General features: G+C 35.1%; 23 protein-coding genes. 8 read left to right on the top strand and 15 right to left on the bottom strand.

The genetic code is table 11. The features are described 5' to 3' along the window. Positions 1-69: 69 nt before the first annotated feature. Positions 70-1,092 (bottom strand): LacI family DNA-binding transcriptional regulator, encoded by a 1,023-nt coding sequence (locus L1S34_RS02255; protein WP_236362605.1) that lies wholly within the window; start codon positions 1,090-1,092, stop codon positions 70-72. Positions 1,093-1,435: 343 nt separating this feature from the next. Here L1S34_RS02255 and rplM point away from each other — a divergent pair, with 343 nt between their 5' ends. The 6 genes from rplM to L1S34_RS02225 all read left to right on the top strand — a co-directional run bounded on the left by rplM (position 1,436) and on the right by L1S34_RS02225 (position 5,757). After that, entirely contained in the window at positions 1,436-1,891 is a 456-nt protein-coding gene (rplM, locus tag L1S34_RS02250; protein ID WP_166133019.1) for a 50S ribosomal protein L13, read from the top strand. Further along, the gene (rpsI, locus tag L1S34_RS02245) at positions 1,891-2,277 is read left to right on the top strand and encodes a 30S ribosomal protein S9 (protein ID WP_166133017.1); all 387 of its coding nucleotides are present in this window, start codon (positions 1,891-1,893) and stop codon (positions 2,275-2,277) included. Before rplM ends, rpsI begins: the two co-directional genes overlap by 1 nt. A 220-nt stretch (positions 2,278-2,497) precedes the next feature. Then, on the top strand, positions 2,498-3,277 hold the full coding sequence (rpsB, locus tag L1S34_RS02240; RefSeq protein WP_236362603.1) for a 30S ribosomal protein S2: 780 nt from the start codon (positions 2,498-2,500) through the stop codon (positions 3,275-3,277). Positions 3,278-3,402: 125 nt separating this feature from the next. After that, positions 3,403-4,365 (top strand): translation elongation factor Ts, encoded by a 963-nt coding sequence (tsf, locus tag L1S34_RS02235; RefSeq protein WP_236362601.1) that lies wholly within the window; start codon positions 3,403-3,405, stop codon positions 4,363-4,365. Between the two features lie 142 nt (positions 4,366-4,507). Beyond that, entirely contained in the window at positions 4,508-5,161 is a 654-nt protein-coding gene (locus L1S34_RS02230) for a queuosine precursor transporter (protein ID WP_236362599.1), read from the top strand. Then, the gene (locus tag L1S34_RS02225) at positions 5,158-5,757 is read left to right on the top strand and encodes a DNA-3-methyladenine glycosylase I (protein WP_236362597.1); all 600 of its coding nucleotides are present in this window, start codon (positions 5,158-5,160) and stop codon (positions 5,755-5,757) included. Before L1S34_RS02230 ends, L1S34_RS02225 begins: the two co-directional genes overlap by 4 nt. 112 nt (positions 5,758-5,869) lie before the next feature. Here L1S34_RS02225 and aat read toward each other — a convergent pair whose 3' ends face one another. The 3 genes from aat to L1S34_RS02210 all read right to left on the bottom strand — a co-directional run bounded on the left by aat (position 5,870) and on the right by L1S34_RS02210 (position 7,905). After that, entirely contained in the window at positions 5,870-6,508 is a 639-nt protein-coding gene (gene aat, locus L1S34_RS02220; RefSeq protein ID WP_236362595.1) for a leucyl/phenylalanyl-tRNA--protein transferase, read from the bottom strand. 109 nt (positions 6,509-6,617) lie between these two features. Next, entirely contained in the window at positions 6,618-6,998 is a 381-nt protein-coding gene (locus L1S34_RS02215) for a DUF3127 domain-containing protein (RefSeq protein WP_236362593.1), read from the bottom strand. Positions 6,999-7,008: 10 nt separating this feature from the next. After that, positions 7,009-7,905 carry a flavin reductase family protein gene (locus tag L1S34_RS02210; RefSeq protein ID WP_236362591.1) on the bottom strand — a complete coding sequence of 299 codons (897 nt, stop codon included), beginning with the start codon at positions 7,903-7,905 and terminating at the stop codon, positions 7,009-7,011. Positions 7,906-8,079: 174 nt separating this feature from the next. Here L1S34_RS02210 and L1S34_RS02205 point away from each other — a divergent pair, with 174 nt between their 5' ends. Further along, positions 8,080-9,246 (top strand): sensor histidine kinase, encoded by a 1,167-nt coding sequence (locus L1S34_RS02205; RefSeq protein WP_236362589.1) that lies wholly within the window; start codon positions 8,080-8,082, stop codon positions 9,244-9,246. Positions 9,247-9,300: 54 nt separating this feature from the next. On the opposite strand, the gene L1S34_RS02200 is transcribed toward L1S34_RS02205, so the two are convergent. Together L1S34_RS02200 and greA are read right to left on the bottom strand one after the other, a co-directional pair. Then, positions 9,301-9,690: an HIT family protein gene (locus L1S34_RS02200; protein ID WP_236362587.1), complete on the bottom strand. Its 390-nt coding sequence runs from the start codon at positions 9,688-9,690 to the stop codon at positions 9,301-9,303. A 42-nt stretch (positions 9,691-9,732) separates the two neighbouring features. Next, entirely contained in the window at positions 9,733-10,209 is a 477-nt protein-coding gene (gene greA / locus L1S34_RS02195; RefSeq protein WP_236362585.1) for a transcription elongation factor GreA, read from the bottom strand. 162 nt (positions 10,210-10,371) lie between these two features. Here greA and L1S34_RS02190 point away from each other — a divergent pair, with 162 nt between their 5' ends. After that, on the top strand, positions 10,372-10,794 hold the full coding sequence (locus L1S34_RS02190; protein ID WP_236362583.1) for a Rieske (2Fe-2S) protein: 423 nt from the start codon (positions 10,372-10,374) through the stop codon (positions 10,792-10,794). Position 10,795: 1 nt separating this feature from the next. Here L1S34_RS02190 and L1S34_RS02185 read toward each other — a convergent pair whose 3' ends face one another. From L1S34_RS02185 to arfB, 9 genes are all read right to left on the bottom strand, one after another. Further along, positions 10,796-13,465, bottom strand: coding sequence for a carboxypeptidase regulatory-like domain-containing protein (locus tag L1S34_RS02185; protein WP_236362581.1), 2,670 nt, complete (start codon positions 13,463-13,465; stop codon positions 10,796-10,798). A gap of 5 nt (positions 13,466-13,470) precedes the next feature. Next, the gene (locus tag L1S34_RS02180) at positions 13,471-14,178 is read right to left on the bottom strand and encodes a GLPGLI family protein (RefSeq protein WP_236362579.1); all 708 of its coding nucleotides are present in this window, start codon (positions 14,176-14,178) and stop codon (positions 13,471-13,473) included. Between the two features lie 104 nt (positions 14,179-14,282). Beyond that, a complete protein-coding gene (locus tag L1S34_RS02175; RefSeq protein ID WP_236362577.1) occupies positions 14,283-14,534 on the bottom strand; it encodes a hypothetical protein in 252 nt (83 codons plus the stop codon). 179 nt (positions 14,535-14,713) lie between these two features. Beyond that, a complete protein-coding gene (locus tag L1S34_RS02170) occupies positions 14,714-14,980 on the bottom strand; it encodes a hypothetical protein (protein WP_236362575.1) in 267 nt (88 codons plus the stop codon). 41 nt (positions 14,981-15,021) lie between these two features. Next, positions 15,022-15,717, bottom strand: coding sequence for a GLPGLI family protein (locus L1S34_RS02165; RefSeq protein WP_236362573.1), 696 nt, complete (start codon positions 15,715-15,717; stop codon positions 15,022-15,024). A gap of 66 nt (positions 15,718-15,783) precedes the next feature. After that, positions 15,784-16,038, bottom strand: coding sequence for a hypothetical protein (locus L1S34_RS02160; protein ID WP_236362571.1), 255 nt, complete (start codon positions 16,036-16,038; stop codon positions 15,784-15,786). A 60-nt stretch (positions 16,039-16,098) separates the two neighbouring features. Next, on the bottom strand, positions 16,099-16,836 hold the full coding sequence (locus tag L1S34_RS02155) for a GLPGLI family protein (protein ID WP_236362569.1): 738 nt from the start codon (positions 16,834-16,836) through the stop codon (positions 16,099-16,101). Between the two features lie 380 nt (positions 16,837-17,216). Continuing rightward, the gene (locus tag L1S34_RS02150; protein WP_236362567.1) at positions 17,217-19,367 is read right to left on the bottom strand and encodes a TonB-dependent receptor; all 2,151 of its coding nucleotides are present in this window, start codon (positions 19,365-19,367) and stop codon (positions 17,217-17,219) included. A gap of 238 nt (positions 19,368-19,605) precedes the next feature. Further along, positions 19,606-20,007 carry an alternative ribosome rescue aminoacyl-tRNA hydrolase ArfB gene (gene arfB / locus L1S34_RS02145; RefSeq protein WP_236362565.1) on the bottom strand — a complete coding sequence of 134 codons (402 nt, stop codon included), beginning with the start codon at positions 20,005-20,007 and terminating at the stop codon, positions 19,606-19,608. Positions 20,008-20,017 lie beyond the last annotated feature (10 nt).

Genomic DNA, 20,017 nt, shown 5'->3' with positions numbered 1-20,017 from the left:
TAAGAAGGTATAAAAAAACTCTAATCAAGTCGATTAGAGTTTTTTTATTTAACGTAAATATTTTTTACTTTAAACCAATCGCGTAGATTCGCGCTCTTTCAATTTGGTTTTTATCACTTTCGTTTCATAAGGCAAATGTTCTTCATTTGACTCCAAACGATCAATAAGTAATGTAGCGGCTACTTCTCCTATTTCAATTCCGTGCTGACTTACAGTAGTTAAACTCGGAGATAATCGGCGCGAAGCCAAAATTCCATCAGCAAACCCTATGATCGAAATATCTTCTGGTACTCGAAACCCTTTTTTTACTGCAAATCGCAAGGCTGCTACCGAATCGTTTTCTTCTAAAGCAAAAATACCATCAATACCTTGAGCAAAAACAGCATCAACCTTACTTTTTAAATCTTCCTCCGCATCGGTGCGAATGATGATGGATTCATTTACAGCAATATTATTGTTTGCCAGAGCTTTTAAATAACCTTCGGCACGCAATTTTCCTACACTCAAATTATCAACCGATGAGAAAAGCGCAATTTTTTTGCAACCTAAATCAATCAAATGCTGTGTAGCGTTGAGTGCGGAATCAAAATCATCTACAATAACTTTATCACAATCAACACCTTCGGCAATACGATCAAACATAACAATTGGGGTACCGTCATTAATAATCGCAGAAAAATGCTGGTAATCTTCATTTTTTTGTGCCTCTTCAGAAACTGAAACTATAAAACCATCCGTTGTACCATTACTTAACATTTCGAGCGTGTGCGCCTCTTTTTCTGACGATTCGTTGGAGATACACATAATAACGTTGTATCCTTTTTCATCGGCAACTTTCTCTATTCCGCTAAAAACTTTAGCAAAGAAGGAGTTTAAGATATTAGGAATAATTACGCCAATTGTTTTCGTTTTTCTGTTTTTCAAATTCAAACCAATAACATTCGGCTTGTAATTTTTAAGCTTGGCATATTCCTTTATCTTAATTTTAGTTTGATCACTAATCTCTGGACTATCATTTAAGGCTTTAGAAACTGTAGAAACAGAAACATTGAGTTCTTTGGCAATTTGTTTTAGAGTTGCTTTGGCTTTCATAGGAGTTAGGTTGTGCGTAGTTAGTTTTAAAAAACGAACACAATGTAGCAATAATTAAAATACAATGTGTCTAATTGACAAAAATAACCATTTTTGATACGGATTTAGCATAAAAAAACGCGAAAAACCAAAAAACACTACGAAAAATAAAATCTATTGAATGCAAAGCAGTTACCTAAAACAAAAAAGAATTAAGGTAAACCAAACAGACAATTAATATCCGTTTGATAATCAGCACACAACCGTTTCTAAAATAATCTTTTCAGGTATTTGCATTTAAAATAATTAATTGTACTTTTGCAACCCCTTTATTGGGGATGGAATGTTTAATTAAAAATATATTATGGACGCATTAAGCTACAAGACACAGTCAGCAAGCAAAGCCACCGTTACTAAAGAGTGGATTGTTGTAGATGCAGAGGGTCACAACTTAGGTCGTCTTGCTTCAAAAGTCGCAATGATTTTAAGAGGTAAGTACAAACCAAGTTACACACCACACGTGGACTGCGGTGATAACGTAATTGTTATCAACTCAGAAAAAATCAACCTTACAGGTAACAAAATGGATGAAAAAACATACATCCGTCACACTGGTTACCCAGGAGGTCAAAGAAGTTTAACTGCTAAAGTATTGCAAGCGAAAAACCCTGCATTATTAGTAGAAAAAGCTGTAAAAGGAATGTTACCTAAAAACAAATTAGGAGCTGAACTTTTTAGAAATTTAAATGTTGTTGTAGGATCAGAGCACAAACAAGGCGCTCAAAAACCTAGAACAGTTAACCTTAACGATCTTAAGTAATGGGAGTTATTCACAAAATCGGTAGAAGAAAAACGGCTGTTGCACGTGTTTACGTTTCAGAAGGAACAGGAGTAATCACTGTAAACAAAAAAGCATTCGAAACGTATTTCCCAACTGCAACTTTACAGTACAAAGTATTACAACCAATGTCTATGACAGAGAATGTAGGTAACTTTGATGTAAAAGTGAACGTTTACGGAGGTGGATCAAATGGTCAAGCAGAAGCTGTAAGAATGGCATTAGCACGTGTAATGTGTGAAGTTAATGCTGAAAACAGAGGAATTTTGAAACCACAAGGTTTATTAACAAGAGATCCAAGAATGGTTGAACGTAAGAAATTCGGTCAGAAGAAAGCTCGTAAGAGATTCCAGTTCTCTAAACGTTAATATCAAATTTATTTCAAGATCTATTTTTATATACCTTGAAATTATTAAAAAAATGCTGAAAAAATTTCAGTATAAATTTAAAAACACAGTTGTTGTTGCTCTCCTACCGAGGTAGGAAATAGTTTAGCATCTAAATAAGTCGAAAGTCTTGCAGACACAGGTCTGAAAGTCGTATCAAAGAAGCTTATTGCTAATCAACAGAACGTAAACTAGAACAAAAATGGCAAACAAAATAGAAGTTAAAGACTTACTAGAAGCAGGTGTTCACTTCGGACACATGACTAGAAAATGGGATCCAAACATGGCTCCTTACATTTATATGGAGCGTAATGGTATTCACATTATCAACCTATATAAAACAGCAGCAAAAATTGAAGAGGCTAATGAAGCTTTGAAAAAAATCGCTGCATCAGGTAGAAAAATATTATTTGTTGCTACCAAAAAACAAGCAAAAGATATCGTTGCTGATAAAGCAAAAGCTGCAAACATGCCTTACATCACTGAAAGATGGCCTGGTGGAATGCTAACTAACTTTGTAACTATCCGTAAAGCTGTTAAAAAAATGGCTACTATTGATAAAATGAAGAAAGATGGTACTTTCATGACTTTATCTAAAAAAGAGCGTTTGCAAGTTGATCGTCTTCGTGCTAAATTAGAGAAAAACTTAGGTTCAATCGCTGACATGTCTAGACTACCGGCTGCATTGTTCGTAGTAGATATCAAAGCAGAACATATCGCTATAAAAGAAGCTCAAAAATTAAACATTCCAGTTTTCGCAATGGTTGATACTAACTCTGATCCACGTGAAGTAGAGTATGTTATTCCTGCAAATGATGACGCTTCTAAATCAATTGATAAAATTTTAACTTTAGTTACTGCTGCAATTATCGAAGGTCTTTCTGATAGAGGTACTGAAAAAGAAACTGAAGCTACTGCTGAAGTTGTTGCTCCAGCTACTGAAACTGCAGAAGCTCCAGCTGCAACTGCAACTGAAGAATAAATCAAATTTTGAATTCCAAATTTTGAATTCCAAATTCCAAAATCAGAAAATAACTTTCTGATAACATTGGAATTTGGGATTTGAAAATTGGAATTTTTACTTTTAACATTAAAATTCAAAATATTATGGCAACAATTACTGCTGCAGACGTAAACAAATTAAGACAAACTACAGGTGCCGGAATGATGGACTGTAAAAAAGCTTTAGTTGAAGCGGAGGGAGATTTCGATAAAGCGATCCAAAACCTTAGAGAAAAAGGTCAAAAAGTTGCTGCTAACCGTTCTGACCGTGAGTCTTCTGAAGGAGCTGCTGTTTCTTTTATCAATGCTGATAAAACTAAAGGAGCTATCATCACTTTAAACTGCGAAACAGATTTCGTAGGGAAAAATGAATCTTTCGTAAGTTTGGCTAAAGAATTAGTTGAAAAAGCGATCAACTTCTCATCTAAAGAAGAGTTTTTAGCATCAGATTTCAACGGAATTACTGTAGCTGAAAAATTGATTGAACAAACTGGTGTTATCGGTGAAAAAATCGAAATCGGTGGTTTTGAAATTTTAGAAGGTGCTTTCGTTGGATCTTATGTTCACGTTAACAAAATTGCTGCATTAACTGCTATCTCTGCAGCTGTACCAAATGCTGAAGTTTTGACTAAAGATATCTCTATGCAAGTAGCATCAATGGGAGCTGATACATTATCTTACAAAGATTTTGATCCTGCTTTTGTTGAGTCTGAATTAGCAGCTCGTATCGCGATCATTGAAAAAGAAAATGAAGAAGCAAAACGTTTAGGAAAAACTTTAAAAAATGTTCCTAAATACATTTCTTTCTCTCAATTAACTGAAGAAGTAATCAAACAAGCTGAAGAAGATGCTAAAGCTGAATTGAAAGCTGAAGGTAAACCAGAGCAAATTTGGGACAAAATTATTCCTGGTAAAATCCAACGTTTTATCTCTGACAACACTACTTTAGACCAAGAAAAAGCTTTACTTGATCAAAACTTCATCAAAGATGATAGTAAAAAAGTAGGTGATTATGTTAAAGGTTTCAATGTTGAAATTACAGGTTTCAAAAGAGCTTCTTTAGGATAATAAATACATTTGATGCAATTATACTTGCCATCAAATTAAAATACAACCCCATTTCAATTTTGTTGAAATGGGGTTTTTTATTTGAAATTACCAACTCCCTAACATTCTCATTAATTTATTAAATTTGACAAAAGTTAATTCTATGTTCAAAACCAAAAAAGAACTTGTCTTCATCATCCTTGCTGGGATATTTATCACTAATGCCGTTACTGCTGAATTAATCGGCGGTAAACTAATTCAAATAGGACCATTTGTAATGAGTATCGGTATTTTGCCTTGGCCTATTGTGTTTTTGACTACAGATTTAATCAACGATTATTTCGGCGAAAAAGGAGTGAAAAAATTATCCTTGATCACTGCTGCATTAATTGCCTATTCGTTTATTATTTTATTCCTAGCCATTACTATTCCTGCAGCAAAAGGAATTAGCCCTGTAAACGATGCTCAATTTACCGCTGTTTTCGGTCAAAGTATGTGGATCATTGTGGGGAGCATTATTGCATTTCTTGTATCACAATTAATAGATGTTACTGTTTTTTGGTTTTTCAAAAACCGAACGGGAAACAACAAAATATGGCTTAGAGCCACAGGTTCAACCGTCATATCGCAATTGTTTGATTCTTTTATTGTTTTGGGAATTGCTTTTTGGTTGCCAGGCAAAATCAACTTGGAAACCTTCCTAACCTCAGCATTAACAGGATATACTTTTAAGCTTGGCACAGCCATGCTCTTGACTCCCTTAATTTATCTAGGACACTATATGATAAAAAATTATTTAGCCTCTGATAAAGAATGATCACCGATGATAAAATACGTTGTGGCTGGTGTCATTCTAGTGATTTATACATGAAATACCATGACGAAGAATGGGGTGTTCCTGTTTATGATGACACTACTCTATTCGAATTTTTACTACTTGAAACCTTTCAAGCAGGCTTAAGTTGGATTACCATCTTGAACAAAAGAGAAAATTTCAAAGCTGCTTTTGACCAGTTTGATTATAAAAAAATTGCGCACTATTCTGATGATAAAATTCAAGAATTACTACAAGATACAGGAATCATTCGCAACAAACTCAAAGTTTATTCGGCTATGACCAACGCGCAAAATTTCATTAAAATTCAAGAAGAATTTGGAAGTTTCTCAACTTATATATGGGCATTTGTCAATCACACGCCAATTAAAAACTCTCCAAGAACTTTAAAAGAAGTTCCTGCTACTTCACCAATTTCTGATTCTATAAGCAAGGATTTAAAAAAACGCGGTTTTAAATTTGTTGGTTCTACCGTTATGTATGCCTTCATGCAAGCCACAGGCATGGTTGATGATCATGTAGAAAATTGTTGGAAACGAAATTCCCTGCCCCAGATGGACGTGAAAAGCCCGGACTGAAAAGGCTATTTTTTATAGACAGCAAAGAGCGACCGGCAGGAAGCTCCTTTGATGGCTTTAGAAAAAATAAGACTTTGAAGGAGGACTTGTAACAAACAGCTGGAAATAGGCCCTACTGATGCTGCAAAATTCGCATAAACTCCTCGCGAGGAATTTCTCTGCAACCCAAACTTTCGAGATGCGGGTTGTATACTTGGCAATCGAGCAGCTTATAATTTTCATTTTTCAAGTGATTTACCAAGGCAATAAACGCCACTTTAGAAGCATTAGAAACTAACGAAAACATACTCTCTCCACAAAAAATATTTCCTAAATCAACGCCATACAAACCGCCAACTAAGATGTCATCTTGCCAAACTTCAACTGATTTTGCAATGCCTAAGTCGTGCAATTTGCAATAGGCCTCAATCATGTCATTAGTAATCCAAGTGCCGTTTTGACCGTCGCGTTTTACTTTTTGACAGTAGGAAATCACGTCTCTAAAATTTTGATTGAAGGTAACCGAAAATTCGCCTTTGTTGAGAACGTTACGCATGCTTTTGGAGATTTTTAACTCCTCAAGAAACAAAACCATTCTTGGGTTTGGCGACCACCAAAGGATAGGATCACCAGTTTCGAACCACGGAAAGATGCCACTTTTGTAGGCTAACTGCAAGCGCTCAGGAGACAAATCGCCACCAATAGCAAGAATTCCATCGCGATTGGCTTGGTTAACGTCAGGGAAATAAAGTGTTTCAGAAAGGTAATGCATGATTAGATCAATTGAAAAAACGGCGCAATTAGCTCAAAAAAAAACCAAATTCCGAAATGAAAACAGGTTCAAGTTGGAATTTGGAATTTCAATAATTTGGAAGTTTATCTTAGAACGGTAAATCGTCTGCTTCTTCTTCGTTTAAGTTGGTTGCTGGTGCAAAAGCTTGTGCAGCAGGCATAGGTGGCATTTGAGGAGCTGCAGCAGCGCCTTCTTGCAATTTCCCTATTCTCCAACCTTGAATAGTGTTGAAATAAACCGTTTCGCCTTGTGCGTTAGTCCACTCTCTACCTCTTAAATTGATATCAATTTTTACTGACTCACCTACTTGAAAATTATTCAACAAATCACATTTATCTTGTACAAATTGTACCAAAATGTGCTGTGGATATTGCTCATCAGTTGTAACTACAACATCTCTTTTTTTGAAACCGCCTGATCCAACTTCTTTAGTTTGATCAATCATTTTAATTTTTCCTGTTACTTCCATCTTCTCTATATTAATTGTTTTTGCTCTGTTTAATAGGCTCAGCCAGAAGGACTTTCCATGCTGAGTCAACATCATTTTCGTTCAAATATCTTTTGGCCTCGAGCTGTACTTTTTCAGGATCATCGGAGCTCAAAACGGCTTTTACTGCAAAATTTTGTTGTACAAATATACTAACTTCTTCGGTTGTAGGCAAGGCTTCAACATTTCCTAAAATTCCTAAATCGTTTCCGTTAAACACGGGGCTTTGCTTGATAAAATCTGGTATTGCATCTACACCAATTCCTAAGGTAGCTAGTGGTTTTGGCACTTCAAAAAGTCCTTGATTGGATCTAGAATACCAATTGCCACCCAAACGCGACACCAAGTCAATTTTATGTTGATCTATGGCTCCGTTACTGTCTAAAACGGCCTCGTCAATATGAATTTTTACTACTTCGCACACGACTAAGTTACCTGCACCACCCTCTGAACCCAAGGAAATAATTTGATTGACTTTGCACTCAAATTGTACCGGTGATTCTTTTACTCGATACGGTTTTACAATATCAGAAGCAACAGGCGTTAATCCTGATTTAACAAATTCATCAACACCGTCAGCATATTCAGTACTAGCCAACGAGATTTGCTGTACAATATCATAATTCACCACATTAATCACCACCTCTTTAGTTGCCTCAGCATTAATAAGCGTGTGTTTAATGGTATTGTCTCGAACACGGCGTGCTGGCGAAAAAATAAGAATAGGCGGATTGGCACTAAACACATTAAAAAAACTAAAAGGCGATACATTGGCATTGCCATCGGCATCCATTGTACTGGCAAATGCAATAGGTCTTGGACCTACTGAACCTTGCAAATAACCTTGTAATTGAGCTGTAGAAATACTTTTAGGATCTATCGTTAGCATAAAGACATTTTTTTACTGTAGCATACAAAAGTAAGTAAATGAATTTGGTTTTTAGAATGGCTTGCTACATTTTAAACAAAATTATCTTGCTTGTGGTGCTGTCAAAAATTCTTTATCAAAAACTAAAATAGTACGCCATTTATTTCGTTATATTTAACATTCAAAATTTTCCTTATGCAGTTTTCTGATCGTAGAAACACCACCCGATGGGTCATCATTTTTGCTTCGTTTTTAATCATTTCCTTGATTTTATGGAATACGTATTCGTTTTTTCAAATTTTTAAAAATGAAGAACGATTAAAGATGAATTTATGGGCACAGGCGCAAAAAACACTGATCAACGCTGACGAAAATACTGAGGTAGAACTGCCTCTACAAATATTTAGCAACAACACTTCCATCCCGATCATTTTAACCGAAAAAGATAGCATTATCAATACGGTTAACATTGATGAAGAGATTGTAAAAAACAAAATAAAAGCCCAAACATTTTTACAAGATTTAAAATCAGAAAATGATCCTATTGTTATTGAATATGTACCCGGAAAATTTCAAAAACTGTATTACGGCAACTCCTCGTTACTCAACAAACTGAAGTATTATCCGCTTGCGTTGGTGTTAATAATTGTGCTTTTTGGCGGCTTAGTTTATAATTTTTACCGTAGTACCAAAATGGCGACGCAAAATAAATTATGGGCCGGAATGGCAAAGGAAACTGCGCATCAAATAGGTACGCCGCTATCTTCATTAATCGGTTGGGTCGAAATTTTAAAAGCAGATGACGTGGACGCCTCGATCACACAAGAAATAGAAAAAGATATTGAACGCCTGCAAACAATAACCGACCGATTTTCAAAAATTGGTTCGGAACCCAAACTAGAACGCACTGATATTGTTCACGAAACACAACAGGCCTATGATTACTTACAATCGCGGTTTTCAAAACAAATTTACTTTACTTTTAGCGCTCCAAAACACCCGATTTGGGTACAGCTTAACCCTATTTTGCACAGTTGGACGATAGAAAATTTGGTTAAAAATGCAATTGATGCCATGAAGGGAAAAGGAAAACTTCAACTGGCTATTGTTGCCGACGCTGACACGGTAAAAATCAACGTTACAGATACGGGCAGCGGCATTCAAAAAAAACAGTTTCAAACTATTTTTGAGCCCGGTTTTACAACCAAAAAACGCGGTTGGGGATTGGGACTTTCTTTAACCAAACGAATTGTAGAAGAATATCACAAAGGCACAATTAAAGTTTTACAGTCTGAAATTGGCAAAGGAACTACCATGCAAGTACTCCTAAAAATCAAACAAGACTCTATATCTAATTCATAAAAAAAGGAATACGTTTTTGTCGTATTCCTTTTATAATTTTTTATGTTTTAATTTTTACAAATTGGCTGCGATTGCTGCTGCCAGTGCAGTAAATTCTTCGGTGGTAAGAGTTACTTTATTTTGAAAACGCATTTCGTCCATTTCGTTTAGCGGAATCAAGTGTACGTGCGCATGAGGAACTTCGAGTCCTACAACTGCCATCCCTACGCGTTTACAAGGAACTGTTTTTTCGAGTGCAATTGCTATTTTTTTAGAAAACTGCATTAACCCCAAATACAGATCGTCATCCATATCAAAAATCTTATTGATTTCTTGTTTCGGAATGCAAAGTGTGTGACCTTTTGCGTTTGGATTCACATCTAAAAACGCCAGGAAACGATCGTCTTCGGCAATTTTGTAACATGGAATTTCTCCTTGAATAATTTTGGTAAAAATACTTGACATACTTACAATTTTAGGAGTTGAACCTCAACTTTTTTTTCAAAATTAGTCTCTAGTGATTTCAAGAATTTCAAATTTCAATACACCGTTTGGTACTGTAATTTCAGCAACTTCGCCTACTGATTTCCCCAGTAAACCTTTACCAATTGGCGAGGTTACCGAAATTTTTCCAGTTTTAAGATCAGCTTCGCTTTCTGCTACCAAGGTGTATTTCATTTCCATGCCGTTGTTTTGATTCTTAATCTTTACGTTTGATAACACCAAAACTTTAGACAAATCCAAGTTGCTTTCGTCAATTAATCGGGCATTAGCATGCACTTCTTCTAGTTTTGCAATTCGCATTTCTAGCATTCCTTGCGCTTCTTTGGCCGCATCATATTCTGCATTTTCAGACAAATCACCTTTATCTCTCGCCTCAGCAATATCAGCAGATGCTTTTGGACGCATCACACTTTTTAAATAATCTAATTCTTCTCTTAATTTTTTTAATCCGTCTGCGGTGTAATAGGATACTGTGCTCATAACTTCATTATTTATATAAATAGAAAAAATCCCATCAGGACGGGATTTCTTTCCACAAAATTGTAAAATTTTTTTTTCGACTATAATTATATGTTAATCATATATAAGTCAAAGTTAAATAAATTAAATTTGTTTCGCTAATACTTTACCACTATTTTAAAAATGAAAAAATATATCTACCTTTTTGCTTTGGCTGCAGTACTGTTTTCCTGCAGTGAATCTGATGTGAACAACAACAATCCTTTTATTCCCAACTATACTTTTACCCTTGACCTCAACCTAAATTTGCCTACCTATTCAAATCTAAAATTTGTTAGTAATGCGGTTTATGTTTCTGGAGTTGGTGCAAAAGGGATTTACGTATTTTGTACAGGTCCGGGTAATTATAATGCTTTTGACGCAGCCTGTCCAAACCAAGCTTTGAACTCTTGTTCTAATCTGACTCTAAAAGGAATCAATGTAGTTTGCTCTTGTGACAGTAAAGAATATAGCTTGTTTTCTGGCCAAGCTCAAGGCGGCGCACAATATCCTTTGAAACAATACCGAGTTCAAGTTAATGGAGACGTATTGCGTGTGTATAACTAAATTATAATTTATAACTTACAGATAGCATAAAAACTCTTGGTAATACAAAAGTGGTGCGCTGACTGATTAGATAATCTGAGAAGGAAAAATCATTTTTCACCTTGTTGTCAAAAAGGTTGTTGGCTATTAACTCAAATCCAAAAGGACTGTTCTTTTTTTGATAACGCAACGAAGAATTGGCGATGTCGTAAAAATTACTCTGCTTGTTACTATTGGTGTTTTTCAGATTTTCGTAACTGCATTTGAACGTCCAAAATTTTGCCATAGTAATGTCAAAATCTGATGTAATCGCATCGGTTTGAAACTGAGATTGGGTCAAGCCCGAAAACTGACTAAATCCTTTGTTGTATCCGATACTAAAACCCGGCCATTTTTTGTGTGCCGTACGAAGTACTACGCCCAACCTTTGATTGTTTCTATTGTTCAAGGTTTCAGTATTGTTTAGTGTTTGGAAATACGTAAACCAACTAAAATTAGTATTGAACCTCAAGTCAAAACGGTATATCTTTTTGCTAAAAGAACCGTTTAGATTGTAATTCGTCTCGGGATTATCGCTTAAAATTGGGGTATTAAACTGATTGATACCATCTAATTGAATTTCGTTGCGGATCGTTCTTACTTTTTGATTCCAACTTGCCATGGCGTTCCAAGTGATCCCACGATACAAGTTCGTTTTCGTGTAACGCAGGTTGGCATTGTGGAAGCGCTCGTTTTGTAATAAGGCATTTCCTTTGTAAACCAAGTTATAATTTTGCAAGGTAAACTGTTCGGCAAGTTGCGTAGCTTGTGGAAAACTATTTTCTAGTTTGTAGACAAAATTTAAAGATTCTGACTTATTGAACTCGTAATCGCTGTTCCACTGTGGTTGCAAAAGTGTTTTAGTAAGTGCTCGCTCTCCCGACTTTTGTTCTGTAGTTAAATGATACCAATGCGCGTACAAACCTGGTTTATTGGTCCATTTTCCTATTCTGAACTTGTATTCTAAACCCACATAGGCATCATTCAATTGGTATTTTATCGAGTTCCCAAAACCAGACAAAGCAAAATCATTGACATTCCCGTTGGTTAGTAATTGCTGCTCTGTGGTTTCTAAACGGGAATTACCGTAATTATTCCCCACATTGGTGTACAAGTGATTGAAATTATTGATAATCCAATAGTGTTTAAAAAGTGCATCAACGCTATTGGTTTTTACTTTTTTAACTTGTTCAATGCGGTACGCGCTATCCTCTTGTAGCGGAATTAATCCTGCCAAAAAAGGCTGATCAGTAAACCAGTTGGTTCGTGGCGTGTTGTAATCGTATGCTTGATTGATTACTAAAGTGGTGGTGTGTTTTAGATTGTAACTTTTGTGCCACTCAATGTATTGTTTTATGGCAGTATTATCAGCTTTGTTGAGTGTTTCAAAAATACTCGCATTAACATTGGTAATCGAGTTGATGGTGTTTGAAATGGTATTATTACTCGACTGGTATTGTCCGTTGTAGTACCATTTTTCTTTTGCGCTAGGCGAGTAATCTAGTTTGATGTTGCCAATTCCTAAAACAGCGCGATTGGTACCTTCTTGCAATCGGTTTTCAAAAGCAATGGCACTGTTTTGCAAATACTCATTTTTACTTTCGGTTTGCGATGCCGTCAACACTTTCGAAAAAATAGAAAAACCAGAAATAGACAGTTTTGATGAAGTATCGTGGCTAAAATTAAAAGCGCCAAATTGGGACGCATTCTGCACCACATCTTGGTTGTCATTGGCAAAGGAATACAAATTAGTGAGTGATTTTCGACCCGATAAAAAGGTGCTCATACCACCACCAAAACGCATCAGGTCATCAAATGTAAAGGTGCGTTTACCAATGTTGTTTAAATCGCCTATAAAACTTAGGTTTGTTTTAGGAGCATAATAAAACAAAGCAGCGTGCCCAAGATAAAAACCATTATCGGCATTACCTACTTCGGCACCAGCCTCAACATCACCAAAAACAAATTTCTTTTTATCGGCTTTGAGCTTTACATTCATGGCTAGTTCATCACTATCCGAAACCTGCTTCATAAAACCCACTTCGTTAAAGTGGTCAATGACTTCAATTTTATCGAGCGCATCAGCAGGAATGTTTTCAACCGCTAGTTTAGAGCCACCACCAAAAAAAGATTTGCCCTCAACAAGCATTTTAGTAACTTTTTTACCTTGTACGGTAACGCCTCCGTTTTTATCGACTTCAACGCCAGGAAGTTTTTCAAGGACTTCTTTCATTTTGCGTTCGTTGCCGTTAGCAAAGCTTTTAACGTTAAACGTCATGGTATCCTTTTTTATTTCGATGGGCTTGAACTCGTGTTTGATAACGATTTCTTTAAGTTGAACTCCTGTAGACTTTAAAGTAAAATCGTGTGTAGTCACCACAGCATCTGCCTCAAGAATAAACACTTCCTCTTCAAACCCAATGTACGAAACCGTAATTTCATACTTCACAGCTTTTTCCAGCTCTAAGCGGTAGCGTCCTTTATTATCAGCTATAGCAAATTTTAAGCTTGCTTTTTCTTGTAAGGGTTTTGCAATAACGTTTGCAGACTCTAATGGTTTATTGTTCTCCTCAGCCACCACACCAGTAATGGAACGGGATTGAGAGAAACTTAGGGTTGTAAAAAAAAGAAAACAGAAGAGTATTTTATGCATTGAAATTAATTTGAAAGTACTTTTTTAGTGTAGTCTTCTTGGCTGACAGTTTTTCCTTTTGGAAAGGCTATCTCAAGTTCTTTATCTTTTAGTATTGTAATTGAAGATGCATAATAAATAGTGTCAAATTCCTGTAATTCCAGAATTAAACCTGGAGTTCCATTGTATTCTTTGGGACCAAAACCGTAAGGTAATGATGGGGCAAACCAAGCAACAATTCTATTAATTTTGGTTTTATTATCTCTAGCAATGTATTCCTTATTATAGACGGCTTTGTAACATAAATACCCATCAATTGTTTTGCTTTCAGTGCTGATCTCCCAATTGATTTTATGAAAGTCTTTTTTTATTATAGTTCCATCATTTTTCTTAAACAATTCAAAATTTTCCTTTTGATCTAGAAAATAACTATAATCTGCTGTAAACCTGACGGCGCCAATCATGTTGAAAAATTTAGCTTCCTCTGAACTTGCATCTTTGAGTAAGGCATCATTCATCACAAATTTTGACCTACTTCCGTTAAACTCTAAAACAAAAGTTTGTTTTTCGGCTGCAGCTTGTGATTTTTCTAGCATATTTCTCGTTGCTACATCTACTCCTTCTTTAATTTTAAAGCTAATTGGTTTAATGCCATAAATAATACTGCCAGATGTAGCCTGTGAATATAGAACCTGAACAAGAAAAAATAATGTTATGTGTAATAAATTTTTCATTTTTGATCAATTAATTGCGTGATGAACATAAATATTAAAATTGAACGGAAAGTAATAAATAAAATTATTACTCTCCGTTCAAAAAAAAGCATTAGATTACCTCATTAATTTTGAGATATTGCAGCTTCTTTTGGTGTTGTAGCTGCACAAGCATTCAGCATTCCTTGATAAAATGTATTTGTTTGCTCAGAAGTCCATTTATTGTCTGGATCAGCAGCATCTGTTGCTGCAATTGCAACTGCTATGCAATCAGTAAACACTACTTTCTCTTTATCTTCCTTAACTTCTCCTGTGTTCGCCATTGCAGCTCCACTAAATGCTACCACTGCTAGAGCGGTAAATACTAATTTCTTCATTCTTAAAATTTTTAAATTTATTAATAGTTTTTTTGGTTAACCAAGTCAAATATCAAAAAAAAAAAAAAACTATTTAGAAGAATTTACTTTAAATATTAACTAAATTTTAACAAGTTAATACTTTTAATAACTATTAACAAATAAATGTTTTACAATAAACAGAATGTAGAGACCAAACTTTACAAAATGAAAAACGCAACAATAGCAAAAATAACTAATTTGACATTACTTTTTATAGTCTGCTTGTGTTCCAGCTTTAAGCGGTAGCGACCTTTATTATCAGCAATAGCAAATTTTAAACTTGCTTTTTCTTGTAAGGGTTTTGCAATTACGTTTGCAGACTTTAATGGTTTGTTGTTCTCCTCAGCCACCACACCAGTAATGGAGCGGGATTGAGAGAAACTTAGGGTTGTAAAAAAAAGAAAATAGAAGAGTATTTTATGCATTGAAATATTTAGAATGATATCGTTTTCAATTGAGTTTAGATTTAATTACTATGCTTTTTTTCTATTAGTTCATTTAATTCCAGTTCATCAATAATTTTATATTTTTTTAAAGTCTCTATTTCGATTGGAGTTTGTTTTAAATCGATTTTTTTTACACCATATACTCCATTTTTCGTTTGCAATTCTAAGATTAATCCAGGTAAACCACCGTAACTTAAGGGCCCATACGGAAAAGGAATTTCTGGACAATACCATGCGGTAATAGGATGACGAAAGGTCTTTTCTTTAGTAACTACAACATCTTCAGTAGTAGCTTTGAAGCATTTGTAAACTCCAATTAATTTTGACTCGTTTGTTAAAGTCCAATTTTTATTTAATGCTTTTTTAACAATGAAATCACCCAAATTTCTAGAAGAATATTCACTGAAAATACTGTCATTGGCAATTAAAGAATTTCCGTTGAATCTAATCTTTACCATACCCATATCGGCGGCCGTATTATCAGAATACATTTTCTCCGTCATTTGAAAGTGCGCTTTTTCAGAATTAAACTTTAGTATAAATTCAAATTCCTTTATTATGGAGTAGTAGTTGGCGTTCATAGACAACATGAGTTTGTCTAATTGACTGTCCTTATCTTCAATAACGGTAACGCCGTACGTAGCAATGCCACCTTTTACTTGCGCAAAATTGGAGAGACATAGTAAGAGTAAGGAAATTAAAAAATATTTTTTCATTGTTGTTATTTTTTAAATGAGACACATTAAAATAAAATTAATAATGTGCCTCATATTAATCTGTCTTTATTGACTAATTGCCGCTTCTTGTGGTAAATTTTTTCTTGAAGCTATACAATTTCCATACGCAAGATCTGCAGCCTTGTCTGCTGTGTCATGATCTGCGCCTTCTTTTATTGCTAAGTCATAAGCTAAATGACATACATCACTACAAGGATCATTTACAAACTTTAGCTCTACTTCCTTAACTTCTTCTGTATTCGCCATTGCAGCTCCACTAAATGCTACCACTGCTAGAGCGGTAAATACTAATTTTTTCATTTTTTAATAGTTTATTTATCTTGGCTGACAGTTTCTTCTTTTTGGGCCTCATGTTAAGTGTTATTGTTTTGAAATTTCTTTTTCTCTTTTTTTACTTAAAATTACGGCTCCCATGCTTGATTCCAGTCGCTTTATGTATTCTTCTTTAGCAATTGTTTTTCCTTTTGGAAAATCTATTTTTAATTCTTGATCCGATAATTTAATTTTTGACACCACAAAAGTTTTATGATTCTCAATAAGTTCTAAAATCAAACCTGGTAATCCATAAAACTCCTTTGGACCAAACGAATAAGGCAAACTAGGTGCAAAATAAGCTATCACTTCTTTAACTTTCGCTTCTCCATATCGGTTTATAAACGGAATTTTCAAAATGGCTTTGTAACAAAGATAGCCTCCAATTTCTTTTGTGTCTGCTGTAATTTCCCATTTTAAATCCTCATTCTTACTTTCAACCAATGTTCCATCACTCATGATTTCAACTTGTCGTTCATTAGCAAAATCGCTGAAGATATCATGTGAAGTAAATCCCGCTCTAGCTACATTTCCTAATTTTTGATCGAAATCGGATACTGGAGTAAGACTTTCTACTTGTACAAATTGCGTTTTTGTTTTATTAAAAGTCAAGTTAAAAACCTGCTGATTAGCGATATCAACGATTTTTTTAGCAAAGTCTTTAGTCTGTGGGTTTTTTATATCCTTTAAAATATTTGCAGTATGAAAGCTATAGCTTACCGTACCTGAAGACTGAGGATAAACAACAGAACAAAGCAATAAAATGCTGATATAAATTATTTTCATACGACAACAATTGAGTATTAAATTTTATTTGAATTCAAAAAATGCTGTATTACTTTTTAAAAAGCAAATCCTCAAATTCTTATTCCGAAACTACTTTATACGCATTACGCATTGGCACTACAATCTTTTTATCCGCTTGTAAATTGATTGTTTTAACACCAAACAAAATATTCCTAAACAACAATTTTGCGATAAATTGGGCAATCCTCAAGTTTAATTTTGACGATTATACCATATGCTAGTTTAAAAGTACCAAATACAAGGATACCTCTTTTTTAAAGCTCCTACAATACCCACTTTTGGTGATATTTATCGATAGCAGCAAATAAAAAATCCTGACAGCGAACCATCAGGATTTACTCCAATTACAAACTCTTCTTTTAAAACTTCAGGGTCAAACCCAGCAAGAAATTAGTTCCTGCTTGCGGATAGTAGTACGGATAGATATCGTACATGTATCCATTTGAAACGTATTTTTTATCTAAAAAGTTGTTCAATAAGCCCGTTAAGACTATCTCGTTAAATATGGTTTTTGGTTTAAAAGTGTATGCTACGTTTAGATCATTGACAAAATAATCAGCTAATCGTGCTGCTGGCAACTCAATATTGTTCAGGTATTGCTCACCCACAAATTTTTGCAACCATGAAAGATGCAGGTTTTTAATAGGCGAATACACTATAATATTCCCTGCAATAATTGATGGAGAATAAGCAATATCTGTAGTTCCGTAGTTTTGTCCTTCAACAGCTAAGTCTCTATTTTTATTGGCACTCAAGGTAAAATTAGGTCGAATAATCCACTGATCATTGAACGCAATAGTCGCATCTACTTCTAATCCCAATCGGTAACTTTTTTCACTGTTAGAACGAATTGGAGCGCCAACATCATCCAGGTTTCCGGTCAAAATTAGTTGGTCTCTATAAGCAATATAATACACATTGGTATTAATTTGTGTTTTCTCAGCAGTATACCTCCAACCCAATTCAAAGTCGTTTAATTTCTCAGGCCTTACATTGCCACCTTCGTAATCGCTCCTGTTTGGTTCTCTATTGGCTCTTGCGTACGAAGCGTACAAAGCATTGCTTGCATTTACCGTATAAGTCAAACCTGCTTTTGGGTTAAAAAAGTTAAAAGTATCATTTACAGGAAGCGCCTGCACACCATCTGCTTTGTAATTTACAGATCGAAATTGAAGGTCTCCAAATAAACTCAATTGACTTGTAATTTGATAATTGGCTTTTGCAAAAATATTTCCATCGGTTTTGATGGCATCATCATCGTAATACTTGTCACCCAATTCACTTTGCGAAGCAAAACGAGCCCAAATCACTTTACCAAAATGATTGCCTTCGTACTTGTTCCAGCCTCCACCAAAAATGACATCTATTGATTCATCTTTGTAATTAGCTGAAAAAGTGGTTCCATAAAAATCATTATCCAACCATTTTTGACGCACTAAATCGGTTGTCGTAACTGTACCAAAAGGCTGTAATCCATAATCTGCAAAGTCAGCATCTTCTTTGTAATTTTCGTAATAGCCTTTTCCCTTGGTGTAATGCAAAGCAAAATTGGTACTCCATTTATCCGAAAATTTCTCGTTCCAATGCAACTGCGAATGATCTTGTTGGTAATTATCGGTTTCATTGTCATAAAAACGCATATTACCTTGCTCATCTGTAAAAGCACCTGCCGTGTTGAATCTTCGATTGGCATTCAAGGTTTCGCCATCAATTCCGTTCCAAGACTGATATGTTTTTTCATTTCCTCCAAAAACCAAAGCTTTGATTAAGGTTGTTTTACCAACGTAAGTTCCTTGTAAAAAATACGATTTCAAGTCCGAAGCACCTCTGTCAATAAACCCATCTGAGTTTAATGCTGACAAGCGGCCTGCAATTTCAAAATGATCGTTCATCAATCCGGTGCTGAATTTTACGGTATGTTTACGTGTATTGAAACTTCCGAACGAATTAGAGATTTCGCCAGTACTTTTTGTTGCAAAATTATCAGTAAGCATATTAAGGCTTGCGCCAAAAGCACCCGCTCCATTGGTAGACGTTCCTACTCCACGCTGCAATTGTAAACTTTCGACAGATGAAGCAAAATCAGGCATATTCACCCAATACGTGCCATGACTTTCGGAGTCGTTATAAGGAATTCCGTTGATGGTAACGTTTACACGGGTAGCATCACTACCACGCACTCGTATACCTGTATAGCCCACACCATTTCCTGCATCAGAAGTGGTCACGACAGACGGCAAGTAGTTCATTAAAATAGGAATGTCTTGACCTAGATTTCTGAATTTAATTTCTTTTTTAGTGAGATTGCTAAAACTAACTGGTGTTTTTGTAGTAACACGTACTGCCGATACTAAAACCGCATCAAGCTTGTTGACGTTAGTAGTATCTTTTACCTGTGCAAATGTGAAAAGTGAAGTGTAAAATGTGAGAAGTATAAAAAATACTCGCATTAGTTTTGTTTGACGCTCGGCCATTGGCACTTGGTCATTTTTGAAAAATAAAGTTTTCATCCGTAAAAAGATTACGAATAAAAGGGGGAATTATTCTTTTTTGTTTTAATTAATAAAATGATTTGTTTCTATGACAAGACACTAGCGTGCACTCTACTATTTTGTCAATTTTCCGTAAACAGCATTACCTGTTCCCGTTCTTTGGGTATGATCTCAGCTCGTTATTTAGAGCACCCCTTTGAGACAGTGCAAAAGTAATTATAAAAAGTGAATTACAAATTATGAATTGTAATAAATTTTAAAAATCGGGTTTGCGACGGTTTTTTTTCACTTCGGAAGCGCTCTTTTTATCCTTTATTCGTTTGCGAATGACACCTTTAGGAATTTTGGTAGGTTTTCGTTCTTTGGGTACAATTAGTGCTTTTTTTACCATTTCAAAGAACCGTTTTGTTACCAATTCCTTATTTCGAAGCTGACTTCGGTCTTCGTCACAACTTAAATTTAAAATTCCATCAGCCGTTAAACGTGTTTGCAATTGCGTCGCGACCAACTGTTTTTGTTCTTCGTTCAAGCCTTGCGTATTTTTCAAATCAAAACTCAGCACTACTTTTGAAGATACTTTGTTCACATTTTGACCGCCAGCTCCACTACTCCTAACAGCCTTATATTGTATCTCTGATTGTAATTGTGTTTTATCCATTTTTAGAAAT

It is taken from the genome of Flavobacterium sp. K77 (genome assembly GCF_021608205.1).
Classification (GTDB): domain Bacteria; phylum Bacteroidota; class Bacteroidia; order Flavobacteriales; family Flavobacteriaceae; genus Flavobacterium; species Flavobacterium turcicum.
The sequence above is the reverse complement of the archived record's forward strand: the minus strand, read 5'-3'. Positions and strand labels throughout refer to the sequence as shown.